General features: G+C 73.8%; 19 protein-coding genes and 1 pseudogene. 13 read left to right on the forward strand and 7 right to left on the reverse strand.

The genetic code is table 11. The features are described from left to right. Positions 1 to 56: 56 nt before the first annotated feature. Genes AB0E02_RS25365 through AB0E02_RS25390 form a run of 6 tightly spaced genes read left to right on the forward strand, consistent with a single transcriptional unit; the run spans position 57 to position 4,170 of the window. Positions 57 to 491, forward strand: a complete 435-nt coding sequence (locus tag AB0E02_RS25365; RefSeq protein WP_362142854.1) for a cupin domain-containing protein — start codon at positions 57 to 59, stop codon at positions 489 to 491. Then, positions 488 to 1,756 (forward strand): beta-ketoacyl-[acyl-carrier-protein] synthase family protein, encoded by a 1,269-nt coding sequence (locus tag AB0E02_RS25370; RefSeq protein ID WP_362142856.1) that lies wholly within the window; start codon positions 488 to 490, stop codon positions 1,754 to 1,756. The genes AB0E02_RS25365 and AB0E02_RS25370 overlap by 4 nt, the downstream gene beginning before the upstream one ends. Continuing rightward, complete coding sequence (locus tag AB0E02_RS25375) at positions 1,753 to 3,003, forward strand: ketosynthase chain-length factor (RefSeq protein WP_362142857.1); 1,251 nt, start codon at positions 1,753 to 1,755, stop codon at positions 3,001 to 3,003. Before AB0E02_RS25370 ends, AB0E02_RS25375 begins: the two co-directional genes overlap by 4 nt. A gap of 15 nt (positions 3,004 to 3,018) precedes the next feature. Then, a complete protein-coding gene (locus tag AB0E02_RS25380; protein ID WP_362142859.1) occupies positions 3,019 to 3,306 on the forward strand; it encodes an acyl carrier protein in 288 nt (95 codons plus the stop codon). Between the two features lies 1 nt (position 3,307). Next, entirely contained in the window at positions 3,308 to 3,781 is a 474-nt protein-coding gene (locus tag AB0E02_RS25385) for an SRPBCC family protein (RefSeq protein WP_362142860.1), read from the forward strand. Positions 3,782 to 3,837: 56 nt separating this feature from the next. Continuing rightward, positions 3,838 to 4,170, forward strand: a complete 333-nt coding sequence (locus AB0E02_RS25390; RefSeq protein WP_362142861.1) for a TcmI family type II polyketide cyclase — start codon at positions 3,838 to 3,840, stop codon at positions 4,168 to 4,170. Between the two features lie 130 nt (positions 4,171 to 4,300). Here the strand turns inward: AB0E02_RS25390 and AB0E02_RS25395 are convergent, their stop codons facing one another. The 3 genes from AB0E02_RS25395 to AB0E02_RS25405 all read right to left on the reverse strand — a co-directional run bounded on the left by AB0E02_RS25395 (position 4,301) and on the right by AB0E02_RS25405 (position 7,714). Next, positions 4,301 to 5,329, reverse strand: a complete 1,029-nt coding sequence (locus AB0E02_RS25395; protein WP_362142863.1) for a methyltransferase — start codon at positions 5,327 to 5,329, stop codon at positions 4,301 to 4,303. Positions 5,330 to 5,393: 64 nt separating this feature from the next. Next, on the reverse strand, positions 5,394 to 6,455 hold the full coding sequence (locus tag AB0E02_RS25400; protein WP_362142865.1) for a right-handed parallel beta-helix repeat-containing protein: 1,062 nt from the start codon (positions 6,453 to 6,455) through the stop codon (positions 5,394 to 5,396). Between the two features lie 458 nt (positions 6,456 to 6,913). Next, positions 6,914 to 7,714 carry a TetR/AcrR family transcriptional regulator C-terminal domain-containing protein gene (locus tag AB0E02_RS25405; protein ID WP_362142867.1) on the reverse strand — a complete coding sequence of 267 codons (801 nt, stop codon included), beginning with the start codon at positions 7,712 to 7,714 and terminating at the stop codon, positions 6,914 to 6,916. Between the two features lie 82 nt (positions 7,715 to 7,796). Here AB0E02_RS25405 and AB0E02_RS25410 point away from each other — a divergent pair, with 82 nt between their 5' ends. After that, positions 7,797 to 10,103: an excinuclease ABC subunit UvrA gene (locus tag AB0E02_RS25410; RefSeq protein WP_362142933.1), complete on the forward strand. Its 2,307-nt coding sequence runs from the start codon at positions 7,797 to 7,799 to the stop codon at positions 10,101 to 10,103. Between the two features lie 49 nt (positions 10,104 to 10,152). Here the strand turns inward: AB0E02_RS25410 and AB0E02_RS25415 are convergent, their stop codons facing one another. Beyond that, complete coding sequence (locus AB0E02_RS25415; RefSeq protein ID WP_362142869.1) at positions 10,153 to 10,527, reverse strand: VOC family protein; 375 nt, start codon at positions 10,525 to 10,527, stop codon at positions 10,153 to 10,155. A gap of 417 nt (positions 10,528 to 10,944) precedes the next feature. Here AB0E02_RS25415 and AB0E02_RS25420 point away from each other — a divergent pair, with 417 nt between their 5' ends. Continuing rightward, positions 10,945 to 11,211: a hypothetical protein gene (locus AB0E02_RS25420; RefSeq protein WP_362142871.1), complete on the forward strand. Its 267-nt coding sequence runs from the start codon at positions 10,945 to 10,947 to the stop codon at positions 11,209 to 11,211. Here the strand turns inward: AB0E02_RS25420 and AB0E02_RS25425 are convergent. Further along, on the reverse strand, positions 11,147 to 11,941 hold the full coding sequence (locus AB0E02_RS25425; RefSeq protein WP_362142872.1) for a CDP-alcohol phosphatidyltransferase family protein: 795 nt from the start codon (positions 11,939 to 11,941) through the stop codon (positions 11,147 to 11,149). The genes AB0E02_RS25420 and AB0E02_RS25425 overlap by 65 nt on opposite strands. 107 nt (positions 11,942 to 12,048) lie before the next feature. Between AB0E02_RS25425 and AB0E02_RS25430 the strand changes: the two genes are divergently transcribed. From AB0E02_RS25430 to AB0E02_RS25450, 5 genes are all read left to right on the forward strand, one after another. Then, positions 12,049 to 13,038 (forward strand): zinc-binding alcohol dehydrogenase, encoded by a 990-nt coding sequence (locus AB0E02_RS25430; protein WP_362142874.1) that lies wholly within the window; start codon positions 12,049 to 12,051, stop codon positions 13,036 to 13,038. A gap of 74 nt (positions 13,039 to 13,112) precedes the next feature. Further along, on the forward strand, positions 13,113 to 13,511 hold the full coding sequence (locus tag AB0E02_RS25435) for a 6-carboxytetrahydropterin synthase (RefSeq protein ID WP_362142876.1): 399 nt from the start codon (positions 13,113 to 13,115) through the stop codon (positions 13,509 to 13,511). Continuing rightward, positions 13,508 to 14,629, forward strand: coding sequence for a glycosyltransferase family 4 protein (locus AB0E02_RS25440; protein WP_362142878.1), 1,122 nt, complete (start codon positions 13,508 to 13,510; stop codon positions 14,627 to 14,629). The genes AB0E02_RS25435 and AB0E02_RS25440 overlap by 4 nt, the downstream gene beginning before the upstream one ends. Then, a complete protein-coding gene (locus AB0E02_RS25445; protein ID WP_362142879.1) occupies positions 14,626 to 15,483 on the forward strand; it encodes a methyltransferase domain-containing protein in 858 nt (285 codons plus the stop codon). The genes AB0E02_RS25440 and AB0E02_RS25445 overlap by 4 nt, the downstream gene beginning before the upstream one ends. Further along, on the forward strand, positions 15,480 to 16,673 hold the full coding sequence (locus AB0E02_RS25450; protein WP_362142881.1) for a lysylphosphatidylglycerol synthase transmembrane domain-containing protein: 1,194 nt from the start codon (positions 15,480 to 15,482) through the stop codon (positions 16,671 to 16,673). Before AB0E02_RS25445 ends, AB0E02_RS25450 begins: the two co-directional genes overlap by 4 nt. On the opposite strand, the pseudogene AB0E02_RS25455 reads toward AB0E02_RS25450, so the two are convergent. Further along, positions 16,587 to 17,231: pseudogene (locus tag AB0E02_RS25455) on the reverse strand (RibD family protein); the annotation flags it as partial. The gene AB0E02_RS25450 and the pseudogene AB0E02_RS25455 overlap by 87 nt on opposite strands. Further along, positions 17,224 to 17,979, reverse strand: a complete 756-nt coding sequence (locus tag AB0E02_RS25460) for a creatininase family protein (RefSeq protein ID WP_362142883.1) — start codon at positions 17,977 to 17,979, stop codon at positions 17,224 to 17,226. The pseudogene AB0E02_RS25455 and the gene AB0E02_RS25460, both read right to left, overlap by 8 nt. Positions 17,980 to 18,008 lie beyond the last annotated feature (29 nt).

Below are 18,008 nucleotides of genomic sequence, written 5' to 3' on the forward strand. Positions count from 1 at the left end.
CGGAGCAGGTCCCATCCCAACCCACCGCCGGCTTCACGCCCCTGGAGGAATCAGCCATGACCACGCACCGCCCACGCATCGTGGACCTCAGCGAGACCCAGCCCAACCGCCGGCGCGGAGGTGATCTGCGCGCCATGCTGACGCCCAGCGCGGTGGGCGCCACGAGCGGCTTCATGGGCATGGCCCTCGTACAGCCCGGCGAGCGCATCGGCGAGCACTACCACCCGTACTCCGAGGAGTTCGTGTACGTCGTCCAGGGCGCCCTCGAAGTGGACCTCGACGGGGAGCCCCATCCGCTGCGCCCGGACCAGGGGCTGCTGATCCCGCCCTACATGCGGCACCGGTTCCGCAACGTCGGGGACGTCGAGGCCCGGATGGTCTTCCACCTCGGCCCGCTGGCGCCCCGCCCCGAGCTGGGCCACGTCGACACCGAGGGCACCGAGGAGCGCAGCCCCGCCGCCCCGCCCGAACGCACGGAGCCGGTGTCATGACGCGCCGCGTGGCGGTCACCGGAGTCGGGATCGTCGCGCCCGGCGGGGTGGGAGTGCCCGCCTTCTGGGACCTGCTGTCCGCCGGCCGTACGGCGACCCGTGGCATCACCCTCTTCGACCCGGAGGGATTCCGCTCGCGCATCGCCGCCGAATGCGACTTCGACCCCGCGGCGCACGGCCTGAGCGCGGAGCAGGTCGCCCGCTCGGACCGGTACGTCCAATTCGCCATGGTCGCCGCGGACGAGGCGCTGCGCGACGCCGGCCTGGACCCCGAACAGGAGGACCCGTGGCGCATCGGGGTCTCCCTGGGCACCGCGGTCGGCGGCACCACCCGCCTCGAACACGACTACGTCGCCGTCAGCGACCGCGGCACGCGCTGGGACGTCGACCACCGGCCGGCCGGCCGCTACCTGGAGCGGGCCTTCTCGCCCAGTTCGCTGGCCTCCGCGGTGGCCGAACAGGTCGGCGCGCACGGCCCGGTGCAGACCGTCTCCACGGGCTGCACCTCCGGCCTCGACGCCATCGGCTACGCCTTCCACTCCATCGAGGAGGGCAAGGTCGACGTCTGCGTCGCCGGTGCCTCGGACTCGCCGATCTCCCCGATCACCGTGGCCTGCTTCGACGCGATCAAGGCGACCTCCGCCAACAACGACGACCCCGCCCACGCCTCCCGGCCGTTCGACGCCCACCGCGACGGATTCGTCATGGGCGAGGGCGGCGCCGTGCTCGTCCTGGAGGAGCTGGAGCACGCCCGGGCCCGCGGTGCGACCGTGCACTGCGAGATCCGCGGCTACGCCACCTTCGGCAACGCGTACCACATGACCGGGCTGACCCAGGAGGGCCTGGAGATGGCCGAGGCGATCAACCGCGCGCTCGACCACGCCAGGATCGACGCCACCCAGGTCGACTACGTCAACGCACACGGTTCGGGCACCCAGCAGAACGACCGGCACGAGACCGCAGCGGTCAAGCGGTCGCTGGGCGCGCACGCCCACAAGGTGCCGATGAGCTCCATCAAATCCATGGTGGGCCACTCGCTGGGTGCGATCGGCGCCATCGAGATCGTCGCCTGTGTGCTGGCACTGACCCACCAGGTCGTGCCGCCGACGGCCAACTACGAGACTCCGGACCCGGAGTGCGACCTCGACTACGTGCCCCGGACGGCGCGGGAGCTGCCGCTGCGTTCGGTGCTCTCGGTCGGCAGCGGCTTCGGCGGATTCCAGTCAGCGGTGGTACTGACCCGACAGGGCGGGAGGTCGGCATGAGCTCCGCGAAGGAACGACGCTCCGTCGTCACCGGCATGGGCGTCATCGCCCCCAACGGGGTGAGCACCGACGCCTTCTGGAAGGCGACCAAGGAGGGCATCAGCGTCCTCGACCGGGTGACCCGGGAGGGCTGCGAACACCTCCCGCTCAAGGTCGCCGGTGAGGTGCGCGGCTTCGACCCGGCGGACCTGATCGAGGAGCGCTACCTCGTCCAGACCGACCGGTTCACCCACTTCGCCATGGCGGCGGCCAATCTCGCGCTGGACGACGCCCGCCTCGGCCGCGCCGACTACGCCGGCTCGCCGTTCGCGGTCGGCGTCGTCACCGCCGCCGGGTCCGGCGGCGGTGAGTTCGGCCAGCGCGAGCTGCAACGGCTGTGGGGCCAGGGCTCCAAGTACGTCGGCCCCTACCAGTCGATCGCCTGGTTCTACGCCGCCAGCACCGGACAGATCTCCATCCGCGGCGGCTTCAAGGGCCCCTGCGGAGTCGTGGCCAGCGACGAGGCGGGCGGCCTGGACGCCCTGGCGCACGCCTGCCGCACCGTGCGGCGCGGCACCGACGCGGTCGTCGTGGGCGCCGCCGAGGCACCGCTGGCCCCCTACTCGGTCGTCTGCCAGCTCGGCTACGACGATCTGAGCACGCTCGACGACCCGGTCCGCGCCTACCGCCCGTTCACCGACGGCGCCTGCGGATTCGTGCCCGCCGAAGGCGGCGCGATGCTGGTCGTCGAGGAGGCGACGGCGGCCGAGGGCCGTGGCGCACCCGTCCGGGCCGAACTGTCCGGACACGCCGCGACCTTCACCGGCGCCTCCCGGTGGGAGGAGTCCCGGGCCGGACTCGCCCACGCCATCCGCGGCGCGCTGGAGGACGCGCGGTGCGCCCCGGACGAGATCGACGTGGTGTTCGCGGACGCCCTGGGCGTCCCCTCGGCCGACCGGGCCGAGGCGCTGGCCCTCGCGGACGCCCTGGGCCGGCAGGCCACCCAGGTCCCGGTGACCGCGCCCAAGACCGGTACCGGGCGGGCGTACTGCGGTGCCCCCGTCCTGGACATCGCGGCCGCGGTGCTCGCCATGGAACACGGTGTGGTGCCGCCCACCCCCAACGTCGTCGACGTGTGCCACGACCTTGACGTCGTGACCGGCCGGGCCCGCCCCGCCGAACTGCGGACGGCGCTGGTGCTGAGCCGGGGACTGATGGGCTCGAACGCGGCGATGGTGCTGCGGCAGGGCTCGCCGTCCCCCTCGTGAGAAGGAGAACCGCACATGACTGCTCAACTGACCCTCGCTGAGCTGGCAGCGCTGATGAAGTCCGCCGCCGGCCTGACCGTCGACCCGAAGGACCTGGCCAACCGGGCCGACTCGACCTTCGCCGAGTTCGGCCTCGACTCGCTGGGCCTTCTGGGCATCGTGGGCGAACTGGAGAACCGGCGCGGCCGGCCGATGCCGACCGACGCGGAGCGCTGCAAGACGCCGCGCGACTTCCTCGCCCTCGTCAACACCCCTGGCAAAGCCCCCCTGGAAGCCGACAAAGTGCCTACGACAGGAGCCTGACATGCCCGGCCACACCGAGAACGACATCACCATCGCCGCGCCCCTCGACCTCGTCTGGGACATCACCAACGACATCGAGAACTGGCCGCAGCTGTTCAGCGAGTACGCCGCGGTCGAGGTGCTGTCCCGCGAGGGCGACAAGACCACCTTCCGGCTGACGATGCACCCGGACGACAACGGCACCGTCTGGAGCTGGGTCTCCGAGCGGGTCGTCGACCGCGCGCACCGCACCGTCCGTGCCCGCCGGGTGGAGACCGGCCCGTTCGCGCACATGGACATCCACTGGAAGTACTCCGAGATCCCGGGCGGCACCTCGATGCACTGGACCCAGGACTTCGCGATGAAGCCGGACGCCCCGGTCGACGACAAGGGCATGACCGAGCTCATCAACCGCAACTCCCGGATCCAGATGGAGCTCATCCGGGACAAGATCGAGCAGCGGGACCGCGAGCTGCGGTCCGCCGCCGTCAGCTGACGGCCCGCCGGGCCGCGTCCGGACCGCCCTCGGGCGGCAACGAAGGGATCTTCCCGATGCATCACGCTCTGATCGTCGCCCGCATGAAACCCGGTTCGGCACCGGACATCGCGGAGGTCTTCCGCGCGTCCGACCGTACGGAACTGCCGCACCTGGTCGGCGTCTCGCGGCGGACCCTGTTCCAGTTCGGTGAGGTGTACCTGCACCTCATCGAATCCGACCGGCCGCCCGGCCCGGAGATCGCCAAGGTCACCGAGCACCCCGAGTTCCGTGCGGTGAGCGACAAGCTGTCCGCCTTCGTCAGCGCCTACGACCCCGAGACCTGGCGGAGCCCCAAGGACGCGATGGCCCAGCAGTTCTACCGCTGGGAGCGCGACGGCAGCCGCTGACGCGCAGGCCGGGCCGGGGCGATCCCCCGGACTCCGGCCGCAGCCCGGGAACCGGCACGGCCGCCCGGCGGGGAGAACTCTCCCCGCCGGGCGGCCGGCCGTTCCCGGGCGGTTCACTGCGGCCGGGCACTCACGCCGGGACGGTGCACTCGAAGGCGTGCAGGTACGGATTGACGACGAGGACGTCGTGCACCTCCAGCCCGGCGTCGGAGAGCCGGCGGATCATGCTGTCCTTGGTGTGCTTGGCGCCGCCCACGTTCAGCAGGAGCAGCAGGTCCATGGCGGTGGTGAACTTCATCGACGGGCTGTCGTCGACGAGGTTCTCGATGACCACCACCCGGGCGCCGGGCCGGGCCGCCGCCTTGACGTTGTGCAGCGTCCGGCGGGTGGAGTCGTCGTCCCACTCCAGGATGTTCTTGATGATGTAGACGTCGGCCCGGACCGGGATGTCCTCCCGGCAGTCGCCGGGCACCACCTTCACCCGCGGCGCGAGCGGACCGCCCGCGCGCAGCCGGGGGTCCGGGTGCGCCACGACCGTGGGCAGGTCGAGCAGGGTGCCCTCCAGCGAGGGGTGCTTCTCCAGCAGGCTGGCGAGGACGTGGCCCTGCCCGCCGCCGATGTCCGCCACCGACTGCGCCTTCGACAGGTCCAGCAGCCGGGCGACGTCCTCGGCCGACTGCTTGCTGGAGGTGGTCATGGCCCGGTCGAAGACCTGGGCGGACTCGGTGGCGTCCTGGTGCAGGTACTCGAAGAAGCTCTTGCCGTACAGGTCGTCGAAGACGTCGCGACCGGAGCGCACCGCCTCGTCGAGCCGCGGCCACGCCTCCCAGGTCCACGGCTCGGTGCACCACAGGGAGATGTAGCGCAGGCTGTTCGGGGTGTCCTCGCGCAGCATCCGGGACATGTCGGTGTGGACGTACTTCCCGTCGTCGGTCTCGGCGAAGATCCCGTAGCAGGACAGTGCGCGCAACAGCCTTTCCAGCGGCCGCGGTTCGGCCTTCACCTCGGCGGCGAGCTCCTCGGCGGAGGCCGGCCGGTCGCCGAGCGCGTCGGCGACGCCGAGCCGCGCCGCCGCCCGTACCGCCGCCGCGCACGCGGCTCCGAAGACGAGCTCCCGCAGCCGCATGGCCGACTGGGGCGAGGGACTTACGGTGGTCATTGGAGCCTCTATTCTCCCGTGGTAGGTGAGTGCACCCGTGGCACCGGGTGCGCCAGGTGGGCCGTCAGCACAGCCCGGCCGGCTTCGAGGTCCGGCAGACGTTGCGGACGAACCGGTTGCCCCGGCCCTTGGGGTCCCGGTCGGCCAGGTCGACCGGCTTGTTGCGCAGCACGATGTTGTCGACGACGGTGTTGTGCTCGTTGAGCGCGCCCACGAAGCTGTGGAAGAGCACCACGCCCCCGGAGAGCGGTGACTTGCCGCGGTTGTCGCGGACCAGGTTGTGCCGCACCAGCGCCCGCTCGGTGCCGGTGAGCACGATGCCCGAACCCTGGAGGAACGGCAGCCGCTTGGTGGCGGCGCAGTGCCTGTTGTTCCGGGAGACGTCGTTGTCCCGTACGGTCAGCGCGCCGGCCCGGGGGCGGGACTCGTCGCCGACGATGAAGACCCCGGCGCAGTTCCCGGTGACGGTGTTGTGGCCGACCGTCAGGTTCCTGACGCGGCGGATGGTGACACCGATCCGGTTGCGGGACATCCGGTTCTCGGTGATCGACGCGCCGCGGGTGTCGGTCGCGCCGCCCTCCTCCTTGACGGTGTTCGCCAGGAAGATGCCGGAGTCGCCGTTGTCGGTGACGAAGTTGTCGCGGATCACGCCGCGGGTGGACTTCTCCTGCGCGATGCCCCAGACCCCGTTCTTCCGGGACGTCACCCCGTGCACGGTCATCCGGTCGGTGCCGGAGGCCCAGATGCCGTTCTGCTTGAAGCCGGTGACGGTCAACGCGTGGATGCTGACGTCCCGGAGCGGATGGTGCCGCGAGCCGAGCACGCAGATGCCGTTGCCCTCTTCGCCGCAGCGGTTCGCCGCCCGCTTCGCCGAGGGGCGGATCACCGTCTTCTTGCCGGCCCCGACGAGGCGCAGCCGCGACGTGGTGATCAGCACGCTCTCGCGGTAGATCCCGGGTCTGAGGACGACGGTGTCACCCGGCCGGGCCGCGTCCACCGCCTGCTGGATCGACTCGCCCGGGCGGACCACATGCCGTCCCGGGGCATCGGAGGGAGGGGCCGCACCCAGTCCGCCGGCCATCACCGCGGCGACGCAGCCCAGGAGTGTCATCTGTTGTAGCGCCATGAGGCGAAGCTATGGGCGATCAACCACGCTCGCCATTTGTGGTGGCCCGAGGACGGCCGAAGGTGCGCCCGCCGGTGTCCGACACGCCGTCAAGTCCGCTGCCGTGCCGCCCGTCCGGCGGCGCATCAGGGCCGGTCAGGGGGGTTCTCCGGGGGCTCGCCGCAACTTCCTTCGCCGGTCGGCGGATCGACCGGCCGGCACTCACCTGACCGGGTATCGGACGCCGCGGCCGAACGGTCCCCGGGGCCGGCGTCCGACGGGGGGTCAGCCGGCCCGTCCGGCCACACCTCGGTCAGGAACGCCGTGAGGCTGGTCGGCAGGAACCACGGTCGGACGCGGAAGACGGTCATGGCAGACCAACGCGCGGGGCCCGGCCGACGACACCCGGCAGGGGGCCGGACGCCCCCTTCATCACCCCAACGGCCCTCGGCGGCGCGGGCGGTGCGGCCGGTCCCGGCTCAGCGGGCGCGCCGGATCGCCGCCTCGATCCCGTCCAGGACGACCGCGAGCCCGCCCTCGAAGGTCGCCCGCGCCTCGCGTTCCAGATACGGCACCGCGTCGTCCGTGGCCGGGGTCGCGCCCTCGGTCTCCAGCCGGACCAGCAGCGGGAAGCGCGCGGTGAAGTCGGGCACCACCTCGTCCAGCATCCCGGACCGTGCCAGCCACCAGTCCTCGTCGGACACCCCGGTCGAGGCCGCGGCCACCCGGGACTCGGCGACGGTCCGCGCGGCCCCGCGCACGACGTGCACCAGCGTCCCGACCACCGGCCGCAGCACCGCGGAGTCCAGGCCGGTGGCGTACAGCAGTGCCAGCAGCGTCTCCAGGGCGCGGTACTCGTGGGGGCCGAGCACCGGGCGGGCCTGGGAGACCTGGAGCACCCAGGGGTGGCGCAGGTAGAACTCCCAGGTGTCCTCGGCCCAGGACGTCACCGCGGCCCGCCAGCCCGCCGCCCGGTCGTAGTCGTGCGGGAGCTCGGCCAGCACCTGGTCGTACATCAGGTCCACCAGCTCGCTCTTGCCCGGCACGTAGGTGTACAGCGCCATGGCGGTGCGGCCCAGCCGCTCGCCGACCGCGCGCATGGACAGGGCCGCCATGCCCTCCGCGTCGGCGACCGCGATCCCCGCCCGGACGATCACCTCGACGCTCAGGGCCGGTTTGGGGCCCGGCCACTGCCGCGTACGCGCCCCGCCGGGGCGCTCGTCGCGCCACAGCAGAGCCATCGACCGACGGGGATCGCCCTGTCCGGCGAATACCACCACTTGCCGTCTCCTTACGCCATAAAGTAACGTCGCCCGGCGAACTCTTTACGGTGTAAGGATATCAGGAGGGGTGGCGGCTGACATGGGGGCCGAGCAGGTCGGAAAGCCGGAAAAGGAGACCGCGTACGCCGCGGACGGCCATGATGTGATCGAGGTGCGCGGCGCCCGGGAGAACAATCTCGCCGACATCTCCCTGGACATACCCAAGCGCCGCCTCACGGTCTTCACCGGAGTCTCCGGATCCGGGAAGTCCTCCCTGGTCTTCGGCACCGTCGCGGCCGAGTCCCAGCGGCTGATCAACGAGACCTACACGGCCTTCGTGCAGTCCTTCATGCCGGCGCGCAGCCGGCCCGACGTGGACGCGCTGCGCAATCTGAGCGCGGCGATCGTCGTCGACCAGGAACGCATGGGCGCCAACGCGCGCTCCACGGTCGGCACCGCCACCGACGCCCACACCATGCTGCGGATCATCTACAGCCGCCTGGGCACCCCGCACGCCGGGACCTCCACCGCCTTCAGCTTCAACAGCGCCGAGGGCATGTGCCCCGGGTGCGAGGGGCTCGGCCGGGTCTCCACCATCGACCTCGACCAGCTCGTGGACACCTCACGCTCCCTCAACGAGGGCGCGATCAGCGCCCCCGGATTCACCGTGGGCTCGTGGTACTGGCAGACCCTCGCGCACTCCGGATTCTTCGACCCCGACGTGAAGCTCGCGGATTTCACCCCCGAGCAGTGGGACGACTTCCTGCACAAGCCCGCCACCAAAATCAAGCGCGGCACCTCGAACATCACCTATGAAGGACTGCTGACCCGGGTCCGGCGGACCTATCTCGCCAAGGACCGGGATTCCCTGCAACCGCACATCCGGGCCTTCGTCGACCGTGCGGTGACCTTCGCCGCCTGCGGAGCCTGCGGCGGCGCCCGCCTCAATCCCGCGGCCCTCGCCTCCCGCATCGCCGGCCGCAACATCGCCGAATGCTCCGCCCTCCAGATCAGCGACCTGGTGGAATTCGTCCGCGGCATCGACGACCCGTCGGTGGCCCCGCTGGTCGCCACCCTCCGCCACACCCTGGAATCCCTCGTCGAGATCGGCCTCGGCTATCTGAGCCTGGACCGGGAATCCGGCACCCTCTCCGGCGGCGAGGCCCAGCGGGTGAAGATGGTCCGCCACCTCGGCTCCAGCCTGACCGACGTCACCTACGTCTTCGACGAGCCCACCGTCGGCCTGCACCCGCACGACATCCAGCGGATGAACGACCTGCTGCTGCGGCTGCGCGACAAGGGCAACACCGTCCTCGTCGTCGAGCACAAACCCGAGACCATCGCCGTCGCCGACCACGTCGTCGACCTCGGCCCCGGCGCCGGACCGGCCGGCGGACGGCTCTGCTACACCGGCGACGTCCGCGGTCTGCGGGCCTCCGGCACCCTCACCGGCCGCCATCTCGACCACCGCGCCGGGCTGCGCGAGCAGGTCCGGCGGCCCACCGGCCACCTCGCCATCACCGGCGCGACCACCCACAACCTCAAGGACGTCGGCGTCGACCTGCCGCTCGGCGTGCTCACCGTCGTCACCGGCGTGGCCGGCTCGGGCAAGAGCTCACTCGTCCACGGCTCACTGAGCGGCCGGGACGGCGTCATCACCGCCGACCAGTCCCCGATCCGCGGCTCCCGGCGCTCCAACCCGGCCACCTACACCGGACTGCTCGGCCCGGTGCGCACCGCCTTCGCCCGGGCCAACGGCGTCGGTCCCGGACTGTTCAGCGCCAACTCCGAAGGCGCCTGCCCCACCTGCAAGGGCATCGGACTGGTCTACACCGACCTGGCGATGATGGCCGGCGTGGCCTCCGTCTGCGAGGAGTGCGAGGGCCGGCGGTTCACGCCCGAGGTGCTCACCTACACGCTGCGCGGCAAGAACATCAGCGAGGTGCTCGCGATGTCGGTCGCCGAGGCCCGGGAGTTCTTCCCCACCGGCCAGGCCCGCACCGTCCTCGACCGGCTCGCCGACGTGGGCCTGCCCTACCTCGGCCTCGGCCAGCCGCTCACCACCCTCTCCGGCGGCGAACGGCAGCGCCTCAAACTCGCCCTCCACATGGCCGAGAAGGGCGCCGTCTACATCCTCGACGAGCCCACCAGCGGACTGCACCCGGCCGACGTGGACCGGCTGCTGGGCCTGCTCGACCGGCTGGTCGACGACGGCAACACCGTCATCGTCATCGAACACCACCAGGCCGTCATGGCCCACGCCGACTGGCTCGTCGACCTCGGCCCCGGCGCCGGCCACGACGGCGGCCGCATCGTCTTCGAAGGCACCCCCGCCGACCTCGTCGCCACCGCGGACACCCTGACGGCCCGCCACCTGCGGACCTACCTGGGCCGGGCCGCCGCGTGAGGCCGTGAATCCGCACGCCCCCACGCGGGAAGGGGAGTTGCTCCGCGGCTCAGCCCGCGCGCTCCGCCGCGCTGCGCTCCACGCAGAACTCGTTGCCCTCGATGTCGGCCATCGTCGCCCACCCCGTCCCGTCGGGCCGGCGGTGGTCGGCGACCAGGGTCGCGCCGAGCGCCAGCAGCCGCTCGACCTCCTCGTCGCGGCCGCGGTCCTGCGGCTGCAGATCCAGATGCAGCCGGTTCTTCCCGGCCTTGGCCTCGGGCACCGTGAGGAACAGCAGCGCACCCGCCGCCGCGGTGACCGTGGCCTCCGGGTCCCCCGGGACGTCGTCCTCGGCCAGCGAACCGCCCAGCACCTCGGCCCAGAAGGTCGCCAGACGGTGGGCATCGGTGCAGTCGACGGTGATGTGCCGTATCAGTGAGGTCATGCGCGCCAGTGTCTGCGGAGGCCACGGGCCTGTCCACCGGGACCGCGGGCCGGGCGTGCACCGCTTTGTCCGGCCCACCCATTCAGGTCGGGCACCCCCGTCGTCTACAGTTGCAGAAATCCGCAATTCAACAGATGACGCGACGGCCGTGCGGCCTGAACGCGGAGGACCATGCGTGGGCGGTTTCGCCGAGTCGGTACGGGCACACCAGACCCGCGGTGCGGGCCGGGCAGGGGCGCGGACATGAGCGGCGCCCGGTCACACCCCACCGGGACCGGGTGAGCGCGGATGTCCGGCGCAGCACGGCGTAAGGGACCGCCGCCCTGGCGGGCGGTCCGCTCCCGCACCTGCATACCGGCGCCCCCCGGCCCGGGTGCCGCCCGGCCCTGCCGCGGACGCCCGCCGGCCCGGGGGCCGTTGCACCGACCCCGCGGACACGGCCGCGGCTGCCCCGAGCCGACCACCCGTCACCACGCCTCCCCGCGCTGCGGCGCCCTGCGCCCGCCCACCACCGCGCTCCGCCCGGGCCTCCAGCTGGCCCGGCTGCCCGGCGCCGTGCTGGTCACCCACCGGCCGCCGCGCGCAGGCCTGTTGCGCCGGATCCTGCTCGCCGTCCTCGTCACGAACCTGCTGCTGCTCTTCCTCGCACTGGTCGTCTACCTGGGACGGCACGCGGGCACGTAGCGGCGTCCGCCCGGGCCCCCGGCCGGACCCGCCACAGCCACCTGACGTCCCGTCCGAACGACCACACCAGCAGCGCCAGCGCCCCGGCCACCGCGGCGCCGGCCACCGCCCGCGGCACGATCCCGGCACCGGCCACCACCAGCACGACGCCCTGCAGCGCCGCCACCGTCTTCCGGGCCATGCTGGGCGGCAGCGCACCGCGCAACCACGGCCAGACCCAGGACGCCGCGACGAACGCGTACCGCATCAGACCGATCGCCAGCACCCAGACGCCCAGCGGCATCGCGACGTACACGCACAGCACCAGGATCAGGAACGCGTCGACCTCCATGTCGAAGCGCGCCCCCAGCCGCGTCGCCGTGCCGGTGCGCCGGGCCACCTGCCCGTCCACGGCGTCCAGGATCAGCGCCACCGTGGCCAGCGCGGTCAGCACCGCGACCGGGGCCCGCCGGTCGAAGGAGTCCGCGACCAGCGCGGTCACCCCGCCCACCAGGATCGTCCGGGCCAGCGTGACGCGGTTCGCCGGCCCGAACGGACCGGTCCACGACCGGCGCAGCGCCAGCGTGAGCACCGCCCAGGTCACCACCGCGAACGCGGAACCCGTCAGCCATCCCGCGGTGCCCAGTCCGACCACCCGGCACAGCGCCTCCAGCACCAGCAGCTGCACGCCCATGCCCGCCGTGGTGTCCGGCCCCAAGGCTCTTGTGTCGAAGTGCTCTTGTACGGCCACCGTGCCTCCCTTGACCTGTGGCGCAGTCGAGGGGCGCCGCGTAGGGTGACGGCGTCCTTGATCCCCAGCATCGAGGACTCCTCGCCGTAGCGTCCAGGAGGATCCCGTTGCCGCGCGCCGCTTGTGCCTTTTGGACAAACGCCCCAGGACGGGGCGGGATCCGGCCGGCGGAGCTGTCCGGGCCCGGGCCCGACGAGGTGCTGGTGCGCACCCTCTGGTCCGCTGTGAGCCGCGGCACCGAGACCCTGGTCTTCCGCGGCCAGGTGCCCGAGAGCCAGCACACGGCGATGCGCGCGCCCTACCAGGAGGGCGACTTCCCGGCTCCGGTCAAATACGGCTACCTCAACGTCGGCGTCGTCGAGGAGGGACCGCCCGCGCTGCGCGGCCGCACGGTCTTCTGCCTGTACCCGCACCAGACGCACTACGTCGTCCCGGCCCACGCCGTCACGCCCGTACCGGACAGCGTGCCCGCCGCCCGCGCCGTCCTCGCCGGCACCGTCGAGACCGCGGTCAACGCCCTGTGGGACGCCGGGCCGCTGATCGGCGACCGGATCGCGGTGATCGGCGGCGGCATGGTCGGATGCAGTGTGGCCGCCCTCCTCGCCCGTTACCCGGCGGTGCGGGTGCAGTTGGTCGACGCCGATCCCGGCCGCGCCGCCACCGCCCGGGCGCTCGGTGTGGACTTCGCGCTGCCCGCCGACGCCCGGGGCGACTGCGACCTCGTCGTGCACGCCAGCGCCACCGAGGAAGGACTGGCCCGCGCCCTCGAACTGCTCGCACCGGAAGGCACCGTCCTGGAGCTGAGCTGGTACGGCGACCGGCGGGTCAGCCTGCCGCTGGGCGAGGCGTTCCACTCCCGCCGGCTGGTCGTGCGCAGCAGCCAGGTCGGCACCGTCTCCCCGGCCCGGCGGGCCCGCCGCGGCTACGCGGACCGGATGGCGCTCGCCCTCGAACTCCTCGCCGATCCCGCCTTCGACGCGCTGATCACCGGAGAGTCCGCCTTCGAGGAGCTGCCGCAGGTGCTGCCCCGGCTCGCCTCCGGCGACCTCCCGGCGCTCTGCCACCGCATCCGGTACGCACCGCCGGACGGCCGGTAGGCGCCGCGCCCCGGCCCCGGATCCGCCCCCCACCACACCGTCACTGAGACCGACATCACACCGGAGGAACGGCCTTGTTCAGCATCACCGTCCGCGATCACCTGATGGTCGCGCACAGCTTCCGCGGTGCCGTGTTCGGCCCCGCGCAGCGGCTCCACGGCGCGACGTTCATCGTGGACGCCACCTTCCGCCGGCCCGAACTCGACGCCGACAACATCGTCGTGGACATCGGCCTGGCCACCCAGGAACTCGCCGGTGTGATCGGCGAGCTGAACTACCGCAACCTCGACGACGAGCCCGCCTTCGCCGGCACCAACACCTCGACGGAGGCGCTGGCCAAGGTCATCGCCGACCGGCTCGCCGACCGTGTGCGGGCCGGAAACCTCGGCGAGGGCGCCCGCGAACTGACCGGCATATCGGTCACCTTGCACGAATCGCATATCGCCTGGGCCAGCTACGAGCGCGCGCTGTGACCCGCGGCGGCGCCGCCCGGGCGGGGGAGCGGACGGTGCACGTCGTCCTGCCCGGCGGCGTCGACGACCCGGCGGCGCCCAGCGGCGGCAACACCTACGACCGCCGGGTGTGCCAGGGCCTTCCGGCGGCGGGGTGGCGCGTGCGCCCGCACGCCCTGCCCGGCGCCTGGCCGCGGCCGGCCGCCGCCGACCGCGCGGAACTGGCCCGGCTGCTGGCGGAACTGCCCGACGGCGCGGTGGTCCTCCTCGACGGGCTGGTCGGCTGCGGCGTCCCCGAGGTCCTGCAGCCCGAGGCGGCCCGGCTGCGGCTCGCCGTCCTCGTCCATCTGCCGCTGGCCGACGAGACCGGGCTCGACCCCCGCGAGGCCGCCGACCTGGACGCCCGGGAACGCCGGGCCCTGCACGCCGCCGGCGCCGTCGTGGCCACCAGCGCCTGGGCCGCCGGCCGGATCACCGCACACCACCACCTGCCGCCCGCCCGCGTGCACATCGCCCGGCCCGGCACCGACCCCGCCCCGCTCGCCCCCGGCACCGACCCCGGCACCGCGCTGCTCTGCGTCGCCGCGCTCACCCCGCGCAAGGGACACCGCCGGCTGCTCGACGCCCTGGCCACCGTCACCGGTCCGCCCTGGCACTGCACCTTCGTCGGCGGGCCCGGCGGTGATCCCGGGTACGCCGCCCAACTGCGGGACCAGGTCGACGAGTTGGGGCTCGGCGACCGGATCCGTTTCGCCGGGCCGCAGACCGGTGCCGAGCTGGCCGCGCACTACGCCGCCGCCGACCTGCTGGTGCTGGCCTCGTACGCCGAGACCTACGGCATGGTGATCACCGAGGCGCTGGCGCGCGGAATTCCGGTCCTGGCCACGGCCGTCGACGGCGTACCGGAGGCCCTCGGACAAGCCCCCGACGGCACCCCGCCCGGCCTCCTCGTCCCCGACGGGGAACCCGCGGCGCTCTCCGGCGCCCTCCGCGACTGGTTCGGGGACCGGGCGCTGCGGCACCGGCTGCGGGAAGCCGCGCGCGGACGGCGTGCCATGCTGGAGGGGTGGGAGATGACGTCGCACAGCCTGGCCGAAGCGCTGGAACGGCTTCGGCACGACCCCCGGAGCAGCCGTTGACCGCCGTCGGCAGCCCCCGATTCGCCCCGCGCTGGCTGGAGTTGCGCGAACGCGCCGACGCCGCGGCCCGGGCCCCCGAACTCCTCCGCCCGCTGCGCAGAGCGCTGGCCGGACGGCCCGGCCCGCCCGGCCTGACCGTCCGCGACCTGGGCTGCGGCACCGGCTCCATGGCGCGCTGGCTCGCCGTCCGGCTGCCCGGCCCGCAGCGCTGGATCCTGCACGACCACGACCCTGTGCTGCTCGCCGAGGCCGGCGCCCGGATGCCCGCAACCGCCGCCGACGGCACGCCCGTCACGGCCACCACCGAGCGCGGCGACCTGACCGCCCTCACCGCCGCCGATCTCGCCGGGACCTCCCTGGTCACCGCCTCCGCGCTGCTCGATCTGCTCACCCTCGACGAGATCGAGGCGCTCGCCGCGGCCTGCGCCGGCGCCGGCTGCCCGGTCCTGCTGGCGCTCTCGGTCTCCGGACGGGTGGAGCTCACCCCGCCCGATCCGCTCGATGCGGAGCTGGCCGCCGCCTTCAACGACCACCAGCGCCGTACCGACGGGGACCGCGGACTGCTCGGTCCGGACGCGGTCGCGGCGGCGGTCACGGCGTTCGAACGGCACGGCTGGACGGTGCGGTTGCGGTCCAGCCCCTGGCGGCTCGGCTGCGCGGAGTCCGCACTGACCGCCGAATGGCTGCGCGGCTGGGTCGGCGCCGCACAAGCCCAGCGGCCCGCGCCGGCACCGCAGGCGACGGCCTATCTGGAGCGCCGGCTGGAGGAGTGCGCGGCGGGCGAACTGGGCGTGACCGTGCACCACACCGACCTGCTGGCGCTGCCCGGTCCACCGCCCGGGGACGGGGGATGAACCGCCGCGGCTGGGCGCTGCTGCGGCTGCTCGCGGGCGCGGGCATCCTGGCGGCCCTGGTGTGGCACCTGGGTTCCGGGGCCTTCCTGGACGGGCTGCGCCGGATCGACACCGGAGCGCTGCTCGCGGCCCTCGCCCTCGGCCTGCTGACCACGGTCGGCAGTGCCTGGCGCTGGTGTCTGGTGGCCCGCGGCCTGGGCCTTCGGCTGCCGCTGGGCCGGGCGGTCGCCGACTACTACCGGGCACTGTTCCTCAACGCGGCGCTGCCCGGCGGTGTCCTGGGCGACGTCCACCGCGCGGTGGGCCACGGCCGCGCCGCCGGTGACCTGGGCCGCGGGGTGCGGGCGGTGGTCCTGGAACGCACCGCCGGCCAGCTGGTGCTGGTGCTCGCCGGGGCCGTGGTGCTGCTCGCCCGGCCGTCACCGGTCCTGGCGCCGGCCGTCGACGCCCTGGCCTCACCGGGCGCCGCCGCGGTCGCCGTCGCGGTGGGCGCCGCGGCGCTCGTCCTCGCCCGGTGGCTGCGGCGCCGCTCCGGCACCTCACGCGTCCGGCGCGCGCTCGGCACCTTCCTGACCGAGGCGCGCCAGGGCCTCGGCGCCCCCGGTGTCCGGTCCGGTGTCGCCCTGTCCTCCGCGGTGGTCCTCGCGGGCTACCTCGCCACGTTCGTCCTGGCCGCCCGGGTCGCCGGCGTCACCGCGCCGACCGGCGAGCTGGTGCCGCTGGTGGTCCTCGCCCTGCTCGCCATGGCGCTGCCGCTGAACGTCGGCGGCTGGGGCCCCCGCGAGGGCGTCGCCGCCTGGGCGTTCGGCGCCGCCGGGCTGGGCGCGGCGCAGGGCCTGGCCACCGCCGTCGTCTACGGCGTCCTCGCCTTCGCCGCGAGCCTGCCCGGTGTCGTGGTGCTGTGCGTCCGGTGGGGCGCCGCCCTCCGCGCCGGCCGTCCGCAGCTCCATCTCGAAGAGGGTGTCCTCCCCGAGCAGGCTGCGCCGCAGCGGCGGCCGGAGCGCCTCGCGCATCACCGTCGTCCCGGGGAACCGCAGGCCGGGCACGCCGTCCCCGATCAGTACCGGCGCGACCGTGAGGTACAGCCGGTCCAGCGCACCGGCCTGCACGAACCGCGACACGGTCACCCCGCCGCCCTCGATCAGCACCCGGCCCAGGCCGCGGCGCGCCAGGGCCGCGAGCAGCCGTGACGGGGCGAACGCCGCCGCATCGGGCAGCCGGAGCACCTCGACGCCCGCGCCCGGCACGTCCGGCGGCACCGCGGCGTCCGGCCCCACCACCCACAGCGTCGGCGCGGCCCGGTCGGTGAACACCCCGCTGCCGCGCGGCACCCGGCCGCGCGGATCGAGCACCACCCGCACCGGGTTGTCGCCGGGGCAGGCCCGTACGGTCAGCCGGGGATCGTCCGCCACGGCCGTGCCCGCGCCGACCAGCACGGCGTCGGCGAGCGCCCGCAGCCGGTGCAGATGGCGGCGGTCGGCCGTCCCGGTGACGTAGTCGGCATCGCCGGTGCGGGTCGCCACGAAGCCGTCCAGGCTCTGCCCCAACTGCCCGAACGCCACCCGCGGGCCGGCCAGGCAGAGCGGCAGATAGCGCTCGGCGAGCTCCGCGGCGCCCGCCGAGGCGGGCTCCTCCCAGCGCGGCCGGCCGTCGCCGTCCCGCACCAGCCCGGCGGCCCGCGCCTGTCCCTCCGTACGGATCCGCCGCAGCCGCTGCCACGCCTGCGCGGTCCCCAGCGCCTCAGGCATCGGCGTCCGCCCCGGCACCCAGCAGCGCGACGTACTCGGCGAACGCCTCGGTCAGCCCGGCCAGCAGCTCCCGGCCCTTGGGGGCGGAGGCGAGCGAGGGGCGGCCGACGACACCGGACGTGGTGTACGCCGACAGCCCCAGCGTCAGCAGGTGCCGGCGGTCGTCGGCCGGGCAATCCGCGCCGGCGTAGCCGTCCTTGACCAGTTCCGGATGGGCGTGCAGCAGGATCGAGGTCTCCAGCTCGCCCGCGTGCATGTCGCTGTGTGCGGAGGTGCGTATCCCGGCCCGGTCGCGGGCCGCGTCCCAGTCGGCGGTGCCGGGGAACAGCGCCATCCGGATGCCGCGCCCGGCGGATTCCTGCACCACGTTGCGCAGTACGTAGTTCCCGCCGTGGCCGTTGACCAGGACCAGAGCCCCGATCCCGGACCGGAGCAGCGAGTCGGCGAGGTCCGTGACGACGGCGTGCAGCGTCCGTGCCGAGATGCTGACCGTCCCCGGCCAGGCGGCGTGCTCCTGCGAACAGGAGACGGTCAGCGGCGGCAGCAGCAGGACGTCATGGGCGGCGGCCAGCTCCCGGGCGACGGTGCAGGCGATGACGGTGTCGGTGGTCAACGGCAGGTACGGGCCGTGCTGTTCGAAGCTGCCGATGGGCAGCACCGCCAGTCGCGGCCGCCTTCTGCGGACGTCCTCGGTGGTGTCGGCCGGCAACAGCCCGGCGGGCGTCGGCGGTTGCGGGGGAGCGGTCATCGGGATCGGCCGCCTTTCGTCGGTCGGCT

The organism is Streptomyces sp. NPDC048196 (genome assembly GCF_040652715.1).
Lineage (GTDB): Bacteria > Actinomycetota > Actinomycetes > Streptomycetales > Streptomycetaceae > Streptomyces > Streptomyces siderophoricus.